This is a genomic window from Pseudomonas sp. NY5710, from assembly GCF_013305665.1.
GTDB lineage: Bacteria > Pseudomonadota > Gammaproteobacteria > Pseudomonadales > Pseudomonadaceae > Aquipseudomonas > Aquipseudomonas juntendi.
In genome coordinates this window covers 1,369,236-1,390,254 of record NZ_CP045554.1, presented here as the reverse complement: position 1 = coordinate 1,390,254, position 21,019 = coordinate 1,369,236, and the positions used below count along the sequence as shown (strand labels likewise).

At 54.1% G+C, this 21,019-nt stretch carries 15 protein-coding genes; 12 read left to right on the top strand and 3 right to left on the bottom strand.

Annotated elements, in window-relative coordinates; genetic code table 11:
- Nucleotides 1-2: 2 nt before the first annotated feature.
- Complete coding sequence (locus tag GEV39_RS06280) at nucleotides 3-1,820, bottom strand: type I secretion system permease/ATPase (protein ID WP_110677914.1); 1,818 nt, start codon at nucleotides 1,818-1,820, stop codon at nucleotides 3-5.
- Nucleotides 1,821-2,352: 532 nt separating this feature from the next.
- Between GEV39_RS06280 and GEV39_RS06275 the strand changes: the two genes are divergently transcribed.
- The 6 genes from GEV39_RS06275 to GEV39_RS06250 all read left to right on the top strand — a co-directional run bounded on the left by GEV39_RS06275 (nucleotide 2,353) and on the right by GEV39_RS06250 (nucleotide 11,687).
- Nucleotides 2,353-3,234 (top strand): hypothetical protein, encoded by an 882-nt coding sequence (locus tag GEV39_RS06275; protein WP_110677912.1) that lies wholly within the window; start codon nucleotides 2,353-2,355, stop codon nucleotides 3,232-3,234.
- A 17-nt stretch (nucleotides 3,235-3,251) separates the two neighbouring features.
- The gene (locus GEV39_RS06270) at nucleotides 3,252-4,679 is read left to right on the top strand and encodes a DUF4214 domain-containing protein (RefSeq protein ID WP_110677910.1); all 1,428 of its coding nucleotides are present in this window, start codon (nucleotides 3,252-3,254) and stop codon (nucleotides 4,677-4,679) included.
- A 144-nt stretch (nucleotides 4,680-4,823) separates the two neighbouring features.
- Nucleotides 4,824-7,295, top strand: coding sequence for a glycosyltransferase family 2 protein (locus tag GEV39_RS06265; RefSeq protein ID WP_173891659.1), 2,472 nt, complete (start codon nucleotides 4,824-4,826; stop codon nucleotides 7,293-7,295).
- Nucleotides 7,292-9,661, top strand: a complete 2,370-nt coding sequence (locus GEV39_RS06260; protein ID WP_173887904.1) for a glycosyltransferase family 2 protein — start codon at nucleotides 7,292-7,294, stop codon at nucleotides 9,659-9,661. The genes GEV39_RS06265 and GEV39_RS06260 overlap by 4 nt, the downstream gene beginning before the upstream one ends.
- A 92-nt stretch (nucleotides 9,662-9,753) precedes the next feature.
- Nucleotides 9,754-10,809 carry a glycosyltransferase family protein gene (locus GEV39_RS06255; RefSeq protein WP_173887903.1) on the top strand — a complete coding sequence of 352 codons (1,056 nt, stop codon included), beginning with the start codon at nucleotides 9,754-9,756 and terminating at the stop codon, nucleotides 10,807-10,809.
- Nucleotides 10,806-11,687: a GT99 family glycosyltransferase N-terminal domain-containing protein gene (locus GEV39_RS06250; RefSeq protein ID WP_173887902.1), complete on the top strand. Its 882-nt coding sequence runs from the start codon at nucleotides 10,806-10,808 to the stop codon at nucleotides 11,685-11,687. Before GEV39_RS06255 ends, GEV39_RS06250 begins: the two co-directional genes overlap by 4 nt.
- A 128-nt stretch (nucleotides 11,688-11,815) precedes the next feature.
- Here GEV39_RS06250 and GEV39_RS06245 read toward each other — a convergent pair whose 3' ends face one another.
- Nucleotides 11,816-12,793, bottom strand: coding sequence for an IS5 family transposase (locus GEV39_RS06245; protein WP_033902000.1), 978 nt, complete (start codon nucleotides 12,791-12,793; stop codon nucleotides 11,816-11,818).
- Nucleotides 12,794-12,931: 138 nt separating this feature from the next.
- On the opposite strand from GEV39_RS06245, the gene GEV39_RS06240 reads away from it, so the two are divergent.
- The 6 genes from GEV39_RS06240 (at nucleotide 12,932) to rfbC (ending at nucleotide 19,818) form a co-directional block, all read left to right on the top strand.
- Nucleotides 12,932-13,813, top strand: coding sequence for a hypothetical protein (locus GEV39_RS06240; RefSeq protein WP_173887901.1), 882 nt, complete (start codon nucleotides 12,932-12,934; stop codon nucleotides 13,811-13,813).
- A 75-nt stretch (nucleotides 13,814-13,888) separates the two neighbouring features.
- Nucleotides 13,889-16,051, top strand: a complete 2,163-nt coding sequence (locus GEV39_RS06235; RefSeq protein WP_156326535.1) for an alginate O-acetyltransferase AlgX-related protein — start codon at nucleotides 13,889-13,891, stop codon at nucleotides 16,049-16,051.
- A 353-nt stretch (nucleotides 16,052-16,404) separates the two neighbouring features.
- A complete protein-coding gene (gene rfbB, locus GEV39_RS06230) occupies nucleotides 16,405-17,481 on the top strand; it encodes a dTDP-glucose 4,6-dehydratase (protein ID WP_173887900.1) in 1,077 nt (358 codons plus the stop codon).
- Complete coding sequence (rfbD, locus tag GEV39_RS06225; RefSeq protein WP_054913315.1) at nucleotides 17,478-18,383, top strand: dTDP-4-dehydrorhamnose reductase; 906 nt, start codon at nucleotides 17,478-17,480, stop codon at nucleotides 18,381-18,383. Before rfbB ends, rfbD begins: the two co-directional genes overlap by 4 nt.
- The gene (gene rfbA / locus GEV39_RS06220; protein WP_054913316.1) at nucleotides 18,380-19,270 is read left to right on the top strand and encodes a glucose-1-phosphate thymidylyltransferase RfbA; all 891 of its coding nucleotides are present in this window, start codon (nucleotides 18,380-18,382) and stop codon (nucleotides 19,268-19,270) included. Before rfbD ends, rfbA begins: the two co-directional genes overlap by 4 nt.
- The gene (rfbC, locus tag GEV39_RS06215) at nucleotides 19,270-19,818 is read left to right on the top strand and encodes a dTDP-4-dehydrorhamnose 3,5-epimerase (RefSeq protein ID WP_054913317.1); all 549 of its coding nucleotides are present in this window, start codon (nucleotides 19,270-19,272) and stop codon (nucleotides 19,816-19,818) included. The genes rfbA and rfbC overlap by 1 nt, the downstream gene beginning before the upstream one ends.
- A gap of 30 nt (nucleotides 19,819-19,848) precedes the next feature.
- Here the strand turns inward: rfbC and GEV39_RS06210 are convergent, their stop codons facing one another.
- Nucleotides 19,849-20,781, bottom strand: a complete 933-nt coding sequence (locus GEV39_RS06210; RefSeq protein WP_054913318.1) for a KpsF/GutQ family sugar-phosphate isomerase — start codon at nucleotides 20,779-20,781, stop codon at nucleotides 19,849-19,851.
- Between the last annotated feature and the right edge of the window lie 238 nt (nucleotides 20,782-21,019).

Sequence of the window (21,019 nt, the reverse complement as noted above, 5' to 3'; positions counted from 1 at the left end):
TTTCAAACGCCAGTACTGGTAGTGGCGGGCACAACCGCCGCCGGCCCAGCAGGGGCAGCATCTGGCGCGGGTGGAGCAGTTGGCGCAGTGGCAGGCGCCTGGGCAGCCGCCGCTTGCGCCCCACGCTGCTGAAGCTTGGCTTGCTGGGCGGCCAGTTCAGCGATAACGCGATCGCGCTCGCCGTACAGCGAAATGGTGCCGCCGGCCATTACCAGAATACGGTCCAGGCGGGTAAGGATATTGGGGCGGTGAGAGACGATAAATACCGTGGCGCCAGTTTCCTTGAGCTTTTGCAGGGCCACGCCCAATGCACGCTCGCCCACATCGTCCAGGTTGGAGTTCGGCTCGTCGAGCACGATCAGGCGCGGGTTGCCGTAAATGGCGCGCGCCAGACCGATCCGTTGGCGCTGACCGCCCGATAAGTTCACGCCCTCACTGCCAATGACCGTGTCGTAGCCATCTGGCAACATCAGGATCATTTCATGCACACCTGCCATTTGCGCGGCTTGCACTACTTTTTCAGGGTCAACCTTGTCGAACCGCGCGATGTTTTCGCTGATGCTGCCCTCGAACAGTTCGATGTCTTGCGGCAAATAGCCCACATACGGGCCCAGCGCCTGTTTATCCCAGCTGGCAATATCGGCGCCATCAAGACGCACCACGCCATGCTGCGGCGGCCAGATCCCCATCAATGCGCGCACCAGCGTGGATTTGCCTGCCGCACTCGGGCCAACGATGCCCACGATTGAACCTGCCGGCGCTACAAAACTGATGCTTCGCAATACAGGAGCTTTGGCACCAGGGGGCGCTACGATCAGGTTCTCGACCTGGATGTGGCCTTCTGGCGCAGGCAATGGCATACGCTCAGGCTCATTGTTCAGGTCATCCATCACTTTGTTGAGGCGGTCATATTGCACTTTGGCTGCGACAAAGCCTTTCCAGCTGCTGATCATCTGGTCGATCGGCGCTAGCGCACGCCCCAGCAGCAGCGAGCCCGCCATCAACAACCCGGGGTTGATTTCATGGGTAACGACCAGATACGCGCCAATGGCCAGCATGATCGACTGCGACCACATACGGAACGTTTTAGAGGTAGAGCTTACGATCCCACCTTTGTCACTGGCCTGTGACTGCAGCATCATGATGTTGCGTTGGCGTTTAGCCCACCGGTTCATCAGCGTCTCGAGCATACCCATAGACTCGATCACTTCGGCGTTACGCAGCGTCTTGGTCGTTACCACGTTGGAAGCCACGTTCTCTTTGTTGGCCGCAGCCAACGCCTGCCCTGTAAGACGGTGGTTGACGACAGCCAGCACCGACAGAACGGCACCACACGCCAGCGTCATCCAGCCGAACCACGGGTGAAAGAGGAACATCACGATGGTGTAAATCGGAAACCAGGGAGCATCGAAGAAAGCAAACAAGCCTGGCCCAGTAAAAAATTGGCGCAAGGCTGTAAGGTCATTCAAGGATTGCGCAGTTGCATCCGCACCACCACTGGTCAGCGCGCGCTTGAAGCTTGCACGGTATACATCCCGACTGAGCAACACATCCAGACGGTTACTGATACGAACCATGATGCGAGAACGTACCCACTCCAGTGCCCCCATTGTGAGTAGCAGCACGGTCAGGATCAGCGTCAACATGAGCAATGTTGAAGTGCTGCTGGAGGGCACGACTCGACCCGATACCTGGATCATGAAGAAGGTAGGCACCAGCATCAGCGCGTTGACGAAGAAGCTGAAGAAACCGACCGAAAGGAAGCTGCTTTTACAAGCTTTAAGGGCAGCTTGCAGATTATTTTCGGATTGTGAACTCATGGTATCCATACTGAGGAAGGCGGAAGCGGCAGGCAGTGTAACACCCGCATAGGTACGTCTGGCTCTCAGATTATCCGGAAACCAGCTCGTTCCCCGACCAGCCGCGATTATTCATGAAAGTTTGCTGAGCAATCCGGCCCTGAACCTCCACCGTTCGCCAGACGCAACACAAGGCGACAAACGGCTAGTAGGTCAAACCTTCCTGCAAAGGCTTAGTCAAAAAAATCAGGCCGAGGCGAAACCTGCGTAGCGCTTTGGATAGGCTGCTGATTTTTCTGATATTTCTCTCCAGCCTGGGTAACCCTATTATTTTTGTCGGGTACTTAAACCAGCCCCTCGAGAGCGCGAAAGCCAGCGCTAAGTTCCGGAAGGATATGAAATTTTTTTTAGATTTCTTGGTTGACAACCCTTCCCTCGGACGGCATCTTCGCCACTCGCAGGGAGCCTTAACCGGCCGCTTGGTGCACGCACGGGTTTGAGCAAGTTAGCTACCAGTGTTTTTGCTTAAAAGGAGCTTAACAACGCCATGTCTATGCCTTCGCAGACCCTTGACGGCCTGAAAATCAGTTCCCGGGTTACGCTGCTCGAGCCGGGCATGTACATCTTCCGCTACGCCTCGCAGCCACCTGCCGACAAGCCGGTGTGCATCGCTCTACAGCAAGCACCATTGGGCAAAGGCTCCATCGACTTCTTCCCCGCCGAGGGCGTCAGCAAAAACATGCTGACCAAACTGGGCGACACCATTGTGGCTCGGGTCAAAGGTGGTGTAACCACCGTTCTGATTACCGAATACCACATGTTCGACGAAGTGATCGACCCGATCGACCTTCGCATCGACCGCATTGATACCTCGCCGGCCATCATGCGCACCTATGCCGTTGTCGCGACTGCTGAGCCAGCCCAGGCCATTGCTGCCAGCGCCAAACCCTTGCCCATCACGCTTACCGCCCACCTGAAAAAGGCGGGTGAGGTAACCTCCAATGAGGGTTGGGTAGGTGCACCCGGTACCGAAGACTTCATTGAATCGTTTGCCGTCGAATGGGCTGAAAAACCGGTAGGCGTAGATTTGCTCTACACCTGCATGGTGGCTGGCTCAGGGCCTTGTCGCAATGTGTCGACGGGGACGTTCGTCGGCGCCAAGGCGCAGGGCCTACCACTACTGTGTGTTGGTTTCAGCCTGGTCGGCCCTCTGCGCAAACACTACGAATTGACTGGCGTTGTGGTGTTCGGCAATGCCGAACCACAACGCCTGGTCGCCAATCAGATGATGCATGGCCCCACCGGCAACGAGCCGCTGGTGGCGCTGCATATCGCCCTGACCCCCGTTACGAAGATGAACGCTGCCCGCCTTAAGTCTCCGTGGGAAAACTCTGCAACTGAGCAGACTACTATTGCAGCAGGCCAACCGGCCTGAAGTAACAGGAATACACCATGCAATACGATAATCCCGTATCGAGCAGCGACGTACAAGCTACTCTGACCGCCGAAAGCGCCAACCTGTCCGACTCCACCATCGAGGCCATCAACAGCCTGCTGAACCTGGATAACGCAGAGACCGTTTCGGTTGCTGGTATCACCGGCACTACCGTTCAGCTGCCAGAATCCGGTGCTGCCAGCATCGTTCAAGGCACTGTTGAAGGCGTTAAAGGCGACACCGTGGTACTGGACCTGGCCGCAGCTGAAGCTGCTGGCGCCAGCGTTTACCACCTGCAGAGCGACGCCAACCTGGTCGTGAACCTGGAAGGCCAAGCTGCTGCCCCAGCTGCCGACGTTCAAGCCTTCGCACTGGCTGCGGTCGACACCTCGGCTATCGAACTGGTAGTAGCTACCGGCAACGGTGACGACGTAATCACCGTTAAAGGCGACCAGAACACCCTGATCGACGCTGGCGACGGCAACGACACCATCGTTACCGGCAATGGCGACAACGTAGTTATCGCTGGCGCTGGCAACAACAACGTGACCACCGGTTCGGGCAATGACACTGTCATCCTGAGCGGCAGCAACCACGCTGACATCGTCAACACTGGCGAAGGTTACGACGTTGTTCAACTGGACGGCTCTGCCGAAGACTACGACTTCGCAGTCGGCAACAACTTCACCGTGAACCTGACCGGCAACCAGACCGCTGCTATCAGCAACGCTGAGTTCCTGTCGTTCGCCAACGGTGACACTGTAGCCCTGGCTCACAGCGACGAAGAAGCAGCAGCCCTGCGCCTGTACCAAGGCATCCTGGGTCGCGACGCTGACCTTGAAGGCGCCAAGGCATTCACCGGCCTGGTGAACGAAGGTACTTCGCTGACTGACATCGCCAACCAGTTCCTGAACTCTGCCGAGTTCGGCGGTGCTGCTACCGAAGCCAGCATCAACGACCTGTACAACACCCTGCTGGGCCGCGACGCTGACGAAGCTGGCTCCGATGCATGGCAGGCTGTACTGGCCAACGGCGCTTCGCTGGCCGACGTAGCTGCAGCTATCGCTGTGTCTGAGGAAGCTCAGGACCGCGACCAGTCCAATGGCGACTTCGTCCGTGACCTGTACACCAGCGTTCTGGGCCGCGAAGCCGACGAAGCTGGCCTGGACGCTTGGGTATCCCAGCTGTTCAACGGCACCAGCCGCGCAGACGTTGCCAAAGGCATCGTTGGTTCGGTTGAAGCTACCGACAAGTCCAACAGCGACTTCATTGACGCTCTTTACCAGTCGGCTACCGGCCGTGCTGCTGACGACGCTGGCAAAGCTGCTTGGGAAGCTGTACTGGAGAACGGCGGCACCCACGCCGACGTAGCTCTGGGCATCGTTGGTTCCGCCGAAGCTATCGCTCACATCGACAACGTCGTTGTACTGCACGGCCAAGTGTAACTAGCCCTGCTGTAGCGCTGCGTATGTCCGGCCTCAGGGCCGGGCATATGCCAAAGGGGCGACTTTCGGGTCGCCCCTCTTTTTATTATCTGTAGCCAAGCCAAGCTTATGTCCAGACAACTCGACCATGGGCGAGAGACGCTCATGGGCATCTTCCACCGCCACCGTCAGGCCAACGAGCATGACGCGGCGGCAACTGCACTCGAACGTGCGTTGCAGGTTCCCGAGTATCGGGCCGAAGCACTCGTATGGAAAGGCATCGCGGCCTTGCCGCAGACGCCCGAGCTGGCTTTTTTATATTTTGCCAATGCCGCCAGGGCATTGCCCGAGCGGGCCGACGTTCACGCGTTGGTGGGGCGCAGCCTACTGGCGCAAGGCCACTTCGAGATGGCCACGCGCTACCTTACAAATGCCTGGAAACTTCAACCCAACGATCTGGCGCTGCGGCTGACCCTGTGGGAGGCTCGTAGCCGGTCAGAAACGCCTGCCGAGTTGCGACGCACGATCCTGGCTCACTTGCCCGATATCCAGACAGGTAAAGAGCTCGGGTTGGTAGTCAAGCTGCTGGCGGCGCAAAGCGACGCCCCGGGCACTATTGGTGTTGTGCGCTATCTGCCGGAACAGAAGGAAATTCAGGGCTGGGCGATCGACTTGCAGAATCTGCAAGCGCCCGCAGCGCTGCAGATTGAAGCCAATGGCGCTCGCATTAACGCGACTGCCAGCGCCGCCCACCCGCTGCTTGGCGCAGCGGGGCTGCCAGCGAACCATGGTGGTTTGCGGGTGAGCGTGCCTAACCCGACCCCTGCAGTGCACGTTCAATTTGCCAACGGTATGCCCCTGCTAGGCAGCCCGGTTTACGCCATGCCGGTCTTCGTTCCGCCTGCTAGCGTAGGTGGCGGCGAAAACAACCCAGTGGATGTGCTGATTCCGGTCTATAACGGCCTTGAGGAAACACTGGAGTGCATCAACAGCGCGCTGGACGCCCGCAAATTGAACCGCACCCCGCACCGCCTGGTGGTTATCGAAGACAAGACGCCGGTCCCTGCCCTGGCCAAGGCACTCAAGGTGCTTGCTGCCAAGGGCAAGATCACGTTGATCAACAACGCCGTCAATCTCGGTTTCATCCGTACCATGAACCGCGCCATGGCCCTTAGCCCGAGCAAGGACGTGGTGTGGCTCAACGCTGATACCCGCGTGCACGGCGCCTGGCTGGATCGGTTGCGGGCAGTTGCTTACAGCGACGAACGCATTGCGTCGGTAACGCCGTTCACCAATAACGGCGAGCTGATGAGCTTCCCCCGTAGCCAGATCTGCCACGAAATGCCCAGCGCCAAGGCCCAGGCCGAACTGGATGAACTCGCCCGGCAGGTGGCCAGCCCACCCGTTGAAATCGAGACGGGCTGCGGCTTTTGCCTCTATATCAAGCGGGCCGCACTCGACCAGGTAGGCTACCTGGACGAAGTACACCTGGCACGGGGCTACGGTGAAGAAACCGACTGGTGCCTGCGTGCCCGCAGCCACGGCTGGCGGCACATGGGGGCGCCTAACGTGTTTGTGGCACACCAGGGTGGTATTTCGTTCGGTGCCGAGAAGGTAATGCGAGTGGCGTTGAACAACGCAACCTTGCGCCAACGCTACCCCGACGCATCCAGCAGCTATCAAGCATTCTGCCTGCGCGACCCTATCAAACCTGCACGCCAGGCTTTACAGCAAGCGCGGCTTGAGCACTTGCTACGTAAACCGGCGAGCGAGCGAAATCTCAGTTGGCAGATGGGTGAGGACAAGACGCTCTACATCCACGATGGCTCAAATGACGATGCTGTTTTCAGCTTGGCTTATCACCACAGCAGTCATCGAACTTGGGTAGTGCTGACCGCCCCATTGTGCCCCTTGCCTCTGAATCTGGAGTACGAACTACCGGGCGATTTCCCTCACTTGGTCGAATGCCTGCGCAGCCTGCCATTGCAGGCAATGTTGTTCCAGAACCTTGCCCGCTGCCCGATTGGCTTATGTGATCTGCCGGCAATGCTGGACATTCCGTACCGCATTCTGTGCAACGACGACCGCTTGCTCGATCCGCGAGGTGATTATGACTGGCGGCGTTTTGCTCGCGAAGCGGCTAGCGTTCAGTTGCCATGGCCAGCGCTACAACCTGTTTACAGCGATGCGCTGCCAGATTCCAAGTTAGTAATAGAAGCGACTGCGGTAACCAGCGGGTTGACTGTGCATATGCCTCAATCACTCGTCATTGGTGACAGCCTGCGCGATGCCAGCATTGCCCAGCATTGGCTGGATGTTGCAAGGCATATTAAACGCGCGGAATTGTCCATCCGTTTGGTTGCGCCAAGCGATGGCCCCCTGCTGAAACAACTGCAAGCCACCGGTTCCGTTCATGTGCTGCCCGACTTGAATGGCTTCACCTTGGCCGAGCGAGCCCAAGCCGCCGGATGTGATGCTGTGCTCAGCCTGGCTGAATATCCTGGCAGCGACTGGGCGGCCCCTCGCTTGGCAGCCCAGCTGGGTATACCGCTGTTCGCACCCTCCAATTTGTTGGCAAGCGACACAGGGGCCGCAGCCCTGACCGCCTTGCCTTTCACCCTGAGCCTGCTCCAATGACCGAACACCTTCTGGATCAAAAGCAAACGGCTCAGCCGGTCGCCCTACCCGCCTTCAGCGGCGCCATATTTGGCCTTCAGGGGGACGTACTGCACGGCTGGGCGATGGACAACACGCAACCGGAAAACCGGCCTGTCATCGAGGTGTTCATCGATGGAGCCAGCGTTGCTCTGGCACGCGCCGACCAATATGAGCCTAACGCGCCAATGGGCGACCAGTACCATGGCTTTGCCGTGCAATTGCGCCAGCGCTGGCTTGACGAGGCATGCTTGATCACCGCACGCATCGCCAACCAGTCATTCGAATTGGAAGGTCAACTGTCGCTCCCGGCAGCACCCAGTGACGACAGTGCCTCGATTGCGTCCCAGGTTTGGCATACAGGCGGCTTGCGTGTCGGTGGTTGGTGCTGGGATCCAAAGGCACCTGATCGACATGTGGAGGTTACGGTACGGGAAGGCGATCAAGTGGTTGGTCGGGCGGTATGTAATGAGCACAACCAGGCCTTGGCGTACCGCGCCACTAGTGACCACGGATTTGGCATCGATCTGCCTTGGGAGTTGGCCGATGGCAAGGTGCATGTGCTGGAAATCGTCAATGATCTTGGCCAGCCACTGGCTGGTAGCCCCATTCGCTTGTGCTGCTGGCCGGAGGGCGTTGAGGGGCTGCTCCAGAAATTGGATCCGGCACATGGCGCCGCAACGGTGGCCCTGCTGACTGAGGTTGCCAAGGACCAAACCATGCGCCTGCCGAAAAGTGCAGGCTGGCATCACTACCCTCAATGGTTCGAGGTGTTCCAGCGCCTGGACACACTGCCCTTACCGCCGCTACAAGGCAAGTTGGGGGTGCTGCTGCTGAGCGACGGCGATACGGCACTGGAACAAATAAGCCTGAACAGTCTGGGTGCCTGCAACGCTGGCGCGCATGCAGTTGCTATCGCCCCCCCATGCAATCTCTTGCCAGCGCTCACTCAACTGCTTGAAGGCGACTGCGATCGCATCCTGCCAATGGTGGCGGGCGATAGGTTGGCGCCTCTGGCGCTGGCGCACCTGAGTGCCTTGCTTGACGATGAGAGCGCATGGGCATTCGCCGACTGCGATCGCGACGGTCCGCAGGGGGAGCGCAGCCTGCCGTGGCTGAAACCGGTGTGGGATATCGACCTGTTTATCGGCGCTGATATTTTCACCCCTGGAGCAATCTACAGCGCGAACATTATCAAACAAGCCTTGGCGCTGCTCACGACCCGTGGAGTCAACACGCCTGTAAACTGGTATGACTTTACAGTCGGCATCGCATTGGCAACGGAAAACTCCCACGCGAGCGTTACACACCTACCCCGCGTGCTTTACCACCGCGCCGCACATACACCAGCGAGCCCGGAACAGCAGCAGCCGTCCCCACAGCGTCTGCAGGCGGTTGAATGGCTGTGCCAGCAGTTGGCGCCAGGCGCCACGGTAAGCCAAGTGGCCGACTACCCGGCGCTGCTCAGAGCCCACTGGCCACTGCCAGACAAATTACCCCGCGTGAGCCTTATCGTGCCAACACGGGATCAGTACAAGCTGCTACATACCTGCATTGAAGGACTATTGAACGAAACAGATTATCCTGATCTAGAGATCGTCGTTATTGATAATCAATCCAGCGACCCACAAACCTTGACTTACCTTACCGAGCTCGCCACGCGCGGCGTCACTGTGTTGCCGCACCCCTACCCTTTCAATTACTCCACCATCAACAACCGAGCAGCGAGCATTGCCACTGGTGAACTGATTGGCCTAGTGAACAACGATATCGAGATTATTGAGGCAGGTTGGTTGAGGGAGATGGTTGCACAGGCGCTGCGACCGGGGGTTGGCGCAGTAGGTGCCAAGCTGCTTTGGCCAAACAGAATGGTGCAGCACGGTGGCGTTGTGGTGGGGATCAACGGCCTGGCGGCGCACACTGGCAACGATCTTGAACAACGGGATGCTGGCTATCTAGGTATGAATCAGATTACCCGCCGACAAAGTGCTGTAACAGCCGCCTGTCTACTATTGCGGAAGTCAGTGTATCACTCGGTGGACGGGCTGGATGAACGGGCGTTTCCGGTCGCGTTCAATGACGTGGATTTGTGCTTGCGAATTCAACAGCACGGCTTGCATGTGGTTTGGAGCGCTTTTGCAGAGCTGATTCATGCCGAGTCTGCGAGTAGAGGCAAGGACCTGGCACCAGAAAAACGGGCAAGGGCAGAGAGGGAACAACGAGGTTTCACATCCCGCTGGCTGGTCAACGACCGTCATTATCACCCATTCCTCAGTCAAGATTATCTGAGTGGACCCTATGGGGGTTTTGTCCTGCACAATGTCGAGATCAAAAAACGAGTTCATTGAGTTTCATTTTATAATTCTGCAGTTCAGCAAAAGACCGCAAAGACCTTCGGGCTTAGCACACGAATTAGGCACTTATAGAAGATATATTTAAAATGAAGAAGCCATCAATACTATTTGTATCCAACACATCGAGGCATGCCAGGCCGTACTACGACCCATCCACACGATATCGGTGTTTTAATTTCGCACAAAGCTTATCTGCGAAAGGCTATCCGACGGCATGCACAACGCAGGCAATATTCCAAAAACAGACGCAAGTATTTTCAAATTACGATTACTTCGTTTTTCATCGGCCTGCGCTCACAGCAGAACTGGCAGAATTTATTCTGTCCACACCAACAGAGCGTGTTATAGCTGACTTTGATGATTTGAATTTTAGTGTTATCCATGCAATTGAAACCCCAGCGGTAAGAACGCGCTCAGAGAACGTTTCCACCGTAAGCAAAAGTTTGGCTAAGATCGCAGGGGCTGCGTCACTATTCACTCAGTTCAGCTCTTCCACGACACCATTAGCTCGGCATCTCTCAACGCTTTTTTCAGCAAAAAAATCGGTTGTTATCCCTAACGGCATCGACCCTACCTTCGCAGGCATTTCCGAAATGGTGCGCGAGCGTAATCCAGTGTCCAGCCGTCCCTACACATTTGCCTACTTCCCAGGCACTGCTTCACACAATCCCGATTTGCAAATGATCGAAGAACCAATGAGAGAGGCGCTGGCATCCGACTCTTCTTTCAAACTAATGATCGCTGGACCGGTAAAAATTCCCGATTCGCTGAGCCAGTATTCTGCGCAAATTCACAAGGCAGAATATGTCGCATTCCATGAACTCCCGAATCTGATGGCAAAGAGCAAATTTGTACTGGGCCCATTGGAAGATACAGAATTCAACCAATGCAAAAGCGGCCTGAAATTTTTCGAAGCAGCTCTTTCAGGATGCACGGTAGTTGGCAGCCCAATTCCGGACATCGATAGATTCGAATCTATCCTTCTCAGAAAATGCAAGACTACGAAAGAGTGGAAAGAGGCGCTAATTGCTCCAATCCTTCATTCAGAGGAATCGCTGGAGGAAGCAGCCAAATTAGTCGACCTTGATGTATCTTCCGAGAAACAGACAGCCAAATGGATCAGCGAGTTTATTGACCAATGAAAATACTACTTTATGTCGAACCCCATCCAGTTCGTGATAGCTTCGAAGAGTTTTCAGGCATTGGCGCTTATCTCGCTGGAGCATTGCTCAAGCAAATTGGCTCTGATGAACTCGACTTGCGGATATTTTCCAATAACCCCGTTATTGATCTAATTTGCAATAAAGTCCCTCAAGCTACGATGATTTGCGAGCGTCCGACCGGCGCTGAGTCGAAGATTATCGAAAACTATAAATCCGCGTGGGGACCAGATAATATCGATATCTGGATTGACTTGACCAATGGCGTCGGTCCAGCATCGGATTTCTACTTCAGTATTCTTGATAGAATACATAAAAAATACGCCTTTGACGCCGTCGTACTGTGGTCAGAGAATGGAGCAGTTCGTCGATTCTGCCAAGCCAACAATCTTATAGCTCTGCATGGTGAGCTCGGACCTACCCGTCCGCCATTCATTGAGACGATGTACTTCGATCACGCGGGCACCAACGGCAACGCGATTGTTCGCCATGCAGCCCTAGAAGGTCTGGGCCTTAAGAGCTATCCGGTTCAGACCTGGCTTGGGCCTAAGAGTCGCTTCGAGAATAATCCAGATGGCATAGGTATCGTTGACGTACCCTATACAGCTGTGCCTGACGAGATAACAGCATCCCTGAAGTTTCCATATATATTCATCCCACTGCAGCTTGCGGACGACCTAAACACCATTAAAAATTCCGAATTTGATGGGCCTTTGGACTTCCTAGAGAAAGTAGTTCCCCTGTTCATCGACCAAGGTTATCACGTAGTCATCAAACCTCACCCAGGCTCACTCAGCAGGCCGTTCAATCTAATCGAAGAAACAAAAGCATTAATTTACGCTAAGGAAGGTCTGAAGTAAGCAGCCGTTTTTAACGGCCTCGCTGTCTGAGGTTCAAAAAACACCGACTTAATCGAAAATCAGACCTTTCCTCCTGTCAGTTCACTGTTTTTTGCGGAATAGCACCTTTTCAGGGCTCATTGTCCACATCACAGGCGCACCTCGCCTGCATTCAACAGTCGTTTTCGCATCATCCACAGGTTCGATAAGGCAAACAGTGTGGTCTGCTGCGCGGTGTTTTTCACCAAGCCTCGGAAGCGGACTTTCGTATAACCAAACTGGCGCTTGATCACCCTGAATGGATGCTCAACCTTGGCCCGGACTTGAGCTTTCGCGTATTCGATTTTGCGGCGCATGCGACCGATCAGGCTCTTTTTTGCATGCTTCTTATAGCTGCTGGGGCGCGCTGCGATCGACCAGATCATCTGGCGATGTTGATGCTCCGCACGCTTCTCCACGCCGGTGTAACCGGCATCGCCAGAGACGTAAGTTTCCTCGCCATGCAGCAACTGATCGACCTGAGTCACGTCCGCCACATTCGCCGCCGTGCCCACCACGCTATGTACCAGACCGGATTCAACATCGACACCGATGTGCGATTTCATCCCGAAATAGTACTGATTTCCTTTCTTTGTCTGGTGCATTTCGGGGTCGCGTTTACCGTCCTTGTTCTTGGTCGAACTGGGCGCATGAATGATCGTCGCATCGACCACAGTTCCCTGACGCAGCAGCAAACCTCGGTCGCCCAAATAGCCGTTGATGACCTGCAAAATCCCACCGGCCAGCTCATGTTTTTCCAACAGCCGGCGGAAGTTGAGGATCGTGGTTTCATCCGGAATCCGATCCAAATGCAGCCCGGCAAACTGGCGCAGAATCGTGGTTTCGTAGAGGGACTCTTCCATCGCCGGATCGCTGTAGCCGAACCAGTTTTGCATCAGATGAACCCGCAGCATGGCCATCAACGGATACGCCGGACGACCGCCTTCACCCTTCGGATAATGCGGCTCGATCAACGCAATCAGGCCTTTCCAGGGCACGACCTGATCCATCTCAATCAGGAAACGCTCACGGCGGGTCTGCTTACGTTTGCCTGCGTACTCGGCATCAGCGAAAGACATTTGCTTCATCGGGGCTCAACCGTTCAGTTCGTGGGACAGCCGTATCTCACCAGATTTGGAAGTCTTTTTCAGAGTTTCCCTAAGCAATTCGAAGAAAATGTGACAATTATCGATCGTGCCGTAACGATCACTCGCTCATTGCGAATCATGTCCCAATCCGCATTTGTTTGCACAATTAACAGCTCCGTTGGCTACGAAGCCATGCTGCTGGGCAAAAGACCGCTCATCCTTGGCGATGCCATGTATGATGTAGGTGGCGTGCTGAAGGTTAGCTTAGATGACATTAAAAATCTGGAAAACCTACCAGATCACACCCCCCATATTAAGCGCCTATTCAACTTCCTCTCTGGCCATGTCCTGATCAGCAAAGAAATCGTTGGCACCGGCAAGCCAATTGTCGATATTCTGAAATTCTTGAAAGCCACTAGAGAAAACAATGTCAAATCTAATCATCCCGATTTTTGGGAAAATTGGATCAAAACGTTTAATTACGGAATAAATTGGCTAGGGGATATTCCTCAGCCAGCAGAGGCCCCAGCAGAGCACGGTGAGCTTTTTGGCAATCTGAGGTTATTATCAGGCAAAGAAAAGTCAATCTCCATTAAACATGGAGTAGCAACAGTTACGTCCAAACATGAAAAACTTGGCATAGTTGCTGGATCCGCGAGTGTCTTGGAGAAGTTATTCATTGGAAACATTGATATTATTTCACCCGTAGAAGGAAAACCGGGACTCACGAGGATTGAAGGGTGGGCTATTGACGATAAGGTACGGCAAGCCGCTCTTGTGCTCGTTTTCAAAGACGGCAAAGTCATCTCCCACCAGCATGTGGTGGTACCCCGACTCGACGCAGCCGACTATCTTAGAAAAGTAACTAAATCTCCTAACCGAGCATTTCCAACTAACTGCGGCTTCAGAATCGATATTCCAGATAAGATTTCGATTGATAGCGGACTTAGCCTTGCGCTCGTGACAGCTGATAACACGGTCTTCGTCACCAACAGCGAATTGGGCCCAATTACTCGATAACTGTATTTTGAACCCTGTCGCCCTCACCACCGTAGTGTAGGGCGCAGGGCTCTTAAGAGTGTATGAGAATATTTTATGATCAATCCCTCTCAGCAAAAAAACTACCAAATTCAAGATGATGTTTTGTTGACAGACAATGGAATTTCATTCTTGATCGGCGGGAATCATTCAGTGCTCGATTACATTACCGAAAGAGCCACCCCTAGCATCGAGTCTCTGGACAACTTTAAGTTAAATATTGCCCGCCGCGCCTATTTTTCAAAACTAGCAAAGTGTCAGTATCTACATGTAATATTCCCCGACAAGCAGTCAGTACTCAGTGCAGAGTTTCCTATCAAGGCCGCTTGTCGGCTCGGCGACAAATACATAAATCATATTGAACCAGAGGGGCTCGACAAGCTTGTTCTGTACCCGGCCGACTTCCTCAGAGGTGCCTTAGGACAGCGTTCTTTTGAGAGTCATGACACCCATCTGTCCGACAGTGGATCTCTCGTAGTATTGTCGAGAATTTTAGATGCCCTAGGAATTAAGGTCTCTCAGGCACTTAAGACAATTCACGAGTGCATCAATCTCAAAAGAAAAACAGCCGGTGACCTTGGGAATAGATTTTCTCCACCATTGATTCAGGAAAGCCTTACACTCAACCCTAACTGGAACCACACGAAGTTTGGGAGCAATGGGCTATCCAACAACGGTCAAATTGATATCTATTTCAGCCCAGACTCAACCACCGATAAGAAAGTTTTAATCTTTGGAGATTCTTTTTTTCGCTTAATGCTTCCGCAACTATCCAAGATATTTAAACAAGTTGTATTTTTGCGAACGCCCTATTTTCACACTGAAATGGTTGAACTGACACGCCCTGATATTGTCCTCACAGGCAATGCGGAACGGTATCTAGCAAATGTATCTTCCGACTTAAACGCCCCCGCATTTCAGATGTATGCCTATACGCATAATTCTAATTCCAAACCTTCTTCATTATTCTTAAACGCATTCCGAGCAGTCACCTCACCGAACTCAGCCTCATCAGTAAAGTTTTTTACCGAGCTTTTCGACGATACCGCTCAGCAAAAAATCATGATCGGTCCATCTCACATGGTTAGGTGGGCACAGCATGTGACCAATGGTCTGCTACGCCAGCCACAAGAGCCCGGGCAGCTTATCGGCTTCGGTGGCGCACCAGTCTGGTCTTCTCGTTTGTTCGATAAAGCCAAACAAGAATGTCCAGAGGGTTCTAAAATTCTATTAATGGTGGGAGATTTCCGCTTTGGGAATGATGTCGCCCTAAATCCCACCCGGGACTCGCTGCCAATATTTCTTCCTAACCTATCAGGCATCAATGCCAAAGCGATCACACCTGGTAACGATGACTATATGCGCGAGCGGGCGCATCGGGCGCTCGAGGCTTGGAATAAGCACTTCAAGAATCAGATCCATTTCCTTTTTTGGGATCTGTTTTGCAGACAAGTTCAAGATAGACTGGCAGGGCGCCATATACACAGCAAGGAATACCGCCACCCGCACTGGAACCTTGACGAGAGCCAAAGCAAGGTCCCTGCTGCAAAGTTAATTGATCTGTCTCCACTGCTCAAGCTTCCTATGCATGAAGTGATGAGACTCTTTATCGACCCGAGCTCTCACCCATCCCAAATTGGCTATTTGACTATTACTAACTGTTTTAACTTCGGCACTGACTCGCGCACTGCATTCAACAAAGCCGTTAATGAGGTTGAACGGAGCCTTTTGTCCTCTGCAACACAGTTGGTGGCCCGCAAAAAACGCCCCATTCTGTTATGCGGCAGAAGCGTATGGCTAGACACATTACTCAGGTATCTTGGTCAAACCGGCCGCGAAAAACTATCAAAAATCGGCGTCCAGATACTAACAGTGAACGTGCAAGTCGGTCATAGCAAGGACCCAGTGAGGCCGCTTTATAATGGCACTAACTATTGTCGAGTATTTATTTCTGACGACGGTGACCAAAGCAAAATTTCCTCTGACCTACGTCAGAACCTTGCCAGTTACGGAACTGACCGCATCATATCTATCGCTTGGGAAGCGAGTTGTTTCGAGATCATTTCAAAACGAAATGAAACACCTCTCTCTCTGCATGATAAGAACTATTCAAAATCCAACTCCTCTAACTGCATAAGTGTTTTAGATGCCGATACGGAGCTTGGACCCTATGCGTACCCGACCTTCACTGGCCTTTTGAAGCTCTTTGATTCAATTTGATTCTTCTGCCCATCACACTTGTGGAGCTCAATAATATATCTATCCAAATAGCCATGGCCCGCCGAAAGATAGCAGCATGCAAGCTCTATTGTAAGGTTCCGTTTTCAGCTAGCCAGGTGCAGCTTTGTATTTGGAGGACCTGATAATAGCAATGTTCACCCGTCACCCATTATTTGGACGGGGCGACAGAGAGGATTCACCATGCAAGTACGCTTAATTGATCCGCAACCATTGATCGTCCTAGAGGTCAATAAGGTATACTTTTGCGGCAGGTTTCACTGCCGTTGAGGTCATACAAACATGGACATGAGAGCGCGTGGGCTCTATGACAATATCATAAGGTAGGAAAACTAGTGAAAATTTTAGTAACAGGTGGTGCCGGATTCATCGGCTCGGCAGTCATACGCCACATCATCACCCGCACGGATGATTCGGTCGTAAACGTAGACAAACTGACCTATGCAGGCAACCTTGAATCCCTGCACTCTGTGGACCATAACCCGCGGTATGCTTTCGAACACGTCGATGTCTGCGATCGCGCCGAGTTGGATCGTGTGTTCCAACAGCACCAACCGGATGCCGTGATGCATCTGGCTGCTGAGTCCCACGTCGACCGCTCGATCTCCGGTCCGTCCGAATTCATCCAGACCAACATCATCGGCACTTACAACCTACTGGAAGCTGCCCGGGGTTATTGGATTTCGTTGGATGACGATCGCAGAGCAACTTTTCGCTTCCACCACATCTCCACCGACGAAGTCTATGGCGACTTGGAAGGCCCAGAAGACCTCTTCACTGAAACCACCCCTTACCAGCCAAGCTCGCCCTACTCGGCCAGTAAAGCCAGCTCGGACCACCTAGTTCGCGCCTGGGCGCGCACCTATGGCCTGCCTACGCTGGTGACTAACTGCTCGAACAATTATGGACCGTTCCACTTCCCAGAAAAGCTCATCCCGCTGGTGATTCTGAACGCTCTGGAAGGCAAACCACTGCCTATTTATGGCAAAGGCGATCAGATCCGCGACTGGTTGTACGTTGAGGACCACGCCCGTGCACTCTATAAAGTGGTGACCGAGGGCAAGGTAGGTGAAACCTACAACATCGGCGGCCATAACGAGAAACAGAACATCGAGGTGGTACGCACGGTCTGCTCGCTGCTAGACGAGCTGCGCCCTGACTCCAAATTCCGCCCTCATGCTGAACTGCTGACCTACGTTCAGGATCGCCCAGGCCACGATCTGCGTTATGCAATCGACGCGAGCAAGATCCAGCGCGAACTGGGTTGGGTTCCAGAAGAAACCTTCGAATCGGGCATTCGCAAGACCGTGCAATGGTACTTGGACAACCCTGAATGGGTTGCACACGTCAAAAGCGGTAGCTATCAGCAATGGATTGACAATAACTACGCCACGCGTACAGGCCAAGCATGAAAATTCTGCTGCTCGGTAAAAACGGCCAGGTAGGCTGGGAGCTGCAGCGCGCGCTGATCGTCCTGGGTGAGGTTGTAGCGCTCGACCGACACCCAGCCTCCACACCCTACGGTGAACTTAAAGGTGATTTGTCAGATCTCGACAGCCTTCGAGCCGCCATTATCGCTGTGTCGCCTCAAGTGATTGTCAACGCAGCCGCCTATACGGCAGTGGATAAAGCTGAGAGCGAACGCGAGACTGCCCATATTGTGAACGCCTTGGCTAGCCAAGTGATGGCGGAGGAAGCCAAGCGCCTGGATGCATGGTTGGTTCACTACTCAACCGACTACGTTTTCGACGGCACAGGCACTACCCCGTGGAGCGAAACCGACAGCGTTGCGCCGGTTAACTATTATGGCGCTACCAAGCTCGAAGGCGAACAACTGATACAGGCTTCGGGCTGCAAGCATCTGATTTTCCGCACCAGCTGGGTGTACGCTGCGCGAGGTAACAACTTCGCCAAGACGATGGTGCGGTTGGCCAAAGAACGTCCAACGCTCAATGTCATCGCGGATCAGGTCGGTGTTCCCACGGGAGCAGATCTGCTCGCAGATGTGGCCGTTTTGGCGCTGCAGCAGGCGTTGCACAACCCGGATCTGGCTGGGGTCTACCACCTGGCTCCGTCGGGCGAAACAACATGGCATGCCTACGCCAGCTATGTTATTGAGTTCGCGCGGAGTCATGGCGAAGATCTCATGGTCGAAGCCGTGAATCCAATTGCCACTACCGAGTACCCTACCCCGGCCAGTCGCCCGTTGAATTCGCGCTTGGATACCGCCAAGCTTCGCAACTCGTTCACGCTGCACTTGCCAGACTGGCAAAGTGGTGTCACCCGTATGCTCATGGAAGCTCTGAATAAATGAACACAACCAATCGTAAAGGGATCATTCTGGCTGGTGGTTCCGGAACGCGTCTGCACCCGGCAACGCTTTCTGTTTCGAAGCAGCTCTTGCCTGTTTATGACAAGCCGATGATCTATTATCCGCTGGGCACTTTGTTGCTGGCAGGCATCCGCGACATTCTGATCATCTCCACCCCGCAAGATACGCCGCGTTTCGAGCAGCTTCTGGGCGACGGCAGCCAATGGGGCATCAATCTGACGTACGCCGTACAGCCGAGCCCGGACGGCCTGGCGCAGGCATTTACGATCGGGGCTGACTTCATCGGCAATGATCCCTCGGCACTGGTGCTGGGCGATAACATTTTCTACGGTCACGATTTCCAGTCACTGCTGCTGAACGCTGGTAAGCGCAACGCGGGTGCTTCGGTGTTCGCTTATCATGTGCAGGATCCTGAACGTTACGGTGTAGCGGAATTCGACGAGACCGGTCGTGTACTGTCGCTAGAAGAAAAGCCCGCGCTTCCGAAATCCAGCTATGCAGTGACCGGCCTCTACTTCTACGATAACCAAGTTGTCGACCTGGCCCGTGACTTGAAACCGTCCGCGCGGGGCGAGCTTGAAATTACCGATTTGAATAATCTCTACCTGCAGCAAGAGCAACTGCATGTCGAGATCATGGGCCGTGGTTACGCATGGCTGGACACCGGTACCCACGACAGCTTGCTGGATGCGAGCCAATACATCGCAACCATGGAGCGCCGCCAGGGCCTCAAAGTGGCCTGTCCGGAAGAAATTTGCTATCGCGCCGGCTGGATCGACGCCGAGCAGCTTGAGCGTCTGGCACAGCCATTGCTCAAGAACGGTTATGGCCAGTACCTGAAAAATCTGCTTAAAGAGAAGATCTTCTGATGAAAGCGATACCTTTGGCCATCCCCGAAGTTTTTCTGTTCACCCCAACGGTTTTCGGTGATGAGCGCGGCTTTTTTTACGAGAGTTTCAACGCGCGCGCGTTCAATGAAATAACCGGCCAACAAGCAGAATTTGTTCAAGACAACCACTCCCGCTCGACAAAGGGCGTACTGCGCGGCTTGCACTATCAGTTGCCGCCCCATGCTCAGGGCAAGCTGGTACGGGTGGTGCAGGGTGAGGTATTTGATGTCGCAGTTGATATCCGCCGCTCATCGCCCACCTTTGGTAAATGGGTGGGCGCTGTGTTGTCTGCGCAGAACCATAACCAGTTATGGATCCCGCCAGGGTTTGCCCACGGTTTCGTCACGCTAAGCGAGACAGCAGAGTTTCTCTACAAGACAACCGACTTCTATTCACCACAAAGCGAGCGCTGCATCGCTTGGGATGATCCAGAAATCGCAATCGAATGGCCTATTGAATACACACCCTCGCTCTCCGCTAAGGATTGCTTGGGCGTGTCGTTGAGTAAGGCAGAGCACTTCGATTGAGGTGATCGCTTGGCGTGGTCGAGATAACGACTAATCGAAGATTTCGACCACGCCTACCACTGCACCCTCCGCACTGGTGACCGCCAGAGCCCTGATTTTATTGTCCAGCATGTAAGACTCCGCCTCGGAGAGCTGCGCATTTTCAAAAATGGTGTGCGGCTTCCCAGTCATGAACTGAGCAACAGTTTCTTGAGTGATGCCTGGGTTTTCCAGCAGCGCACGGCGGAGGTCACCGTCAGTCACGATGCCTACCAACTGATCCCCTTCCAACACAACAGCCAAGCCGAGACGACTGCGCGTCATCACCAACAGGCAATCGTGGAATCCGGTAGCCCGCGTTACAACCGGGGCCGGTGAATGCATCACATCTTTGACCCGGGTGAGCAGTTTACGGCCAAGGCTACCCCCGGGGTGGTAACGGGCGAAGTCCATAGGTTTGAACTGGAGAGCTTCGATTAACGCAACCGCGAGCGCATCCCCCATGGCCATCGTTGCCAAGGTGGACGTGGTCGGTGCCAGGTTATTTGGGCAAACCTCACGTTCAACCGAGATATCAAGCCAAATGTCGGCGTGCGTCGCCAAGGTGGATTTGCCATTGCCTGTCATGGCAATGATCTTGTTGCCGAATGACTTGAGGCTTGGGATGAGCTTGATTACTTCCTCAGTTTCGCCGCTATAGCTGATGAGAATCAGCACATCCACCGGCTTCAACATGCCCAAGTCCCCGTGGAACGCCTCCGCAGGGTGCAAAAAGAAGCTGGGGGTGCCCGTGGAGGCGAAAGTCGCGACCATTTTTTGACCAATCAGACCTGACTTGCCCATGCCGCACACTACAGCGCGACCTTGACAGCCCAGCAGAAGCTCCACTGCACTTTGAAACTCACCGTTCAAACGATCAGCGAGTTCGTTGACGGCGCGAGCTTGGGCGATGAGTGCTTGTTTGGCAATATTGAGGTGATTCATATTCTTCCATGAAGGATTTGATTAATGGCAAATATGTAAATTTTAAAGGCTTCACTACGCGGTGCAAAGCGGGACAGCTGACATACCCAAGCCCTCGTTCACGCAGGTTTAGCTTAACCTCCGCTTTGGACCCCTGCGCTGCCGTCAGCTGAACTAAAGCCCGTACAACATGAACAGAGCCAGCACCAGTTGGCGCTGGAGGCAGTGCATAACTCCACCAGCTGACGCATGACTGTGC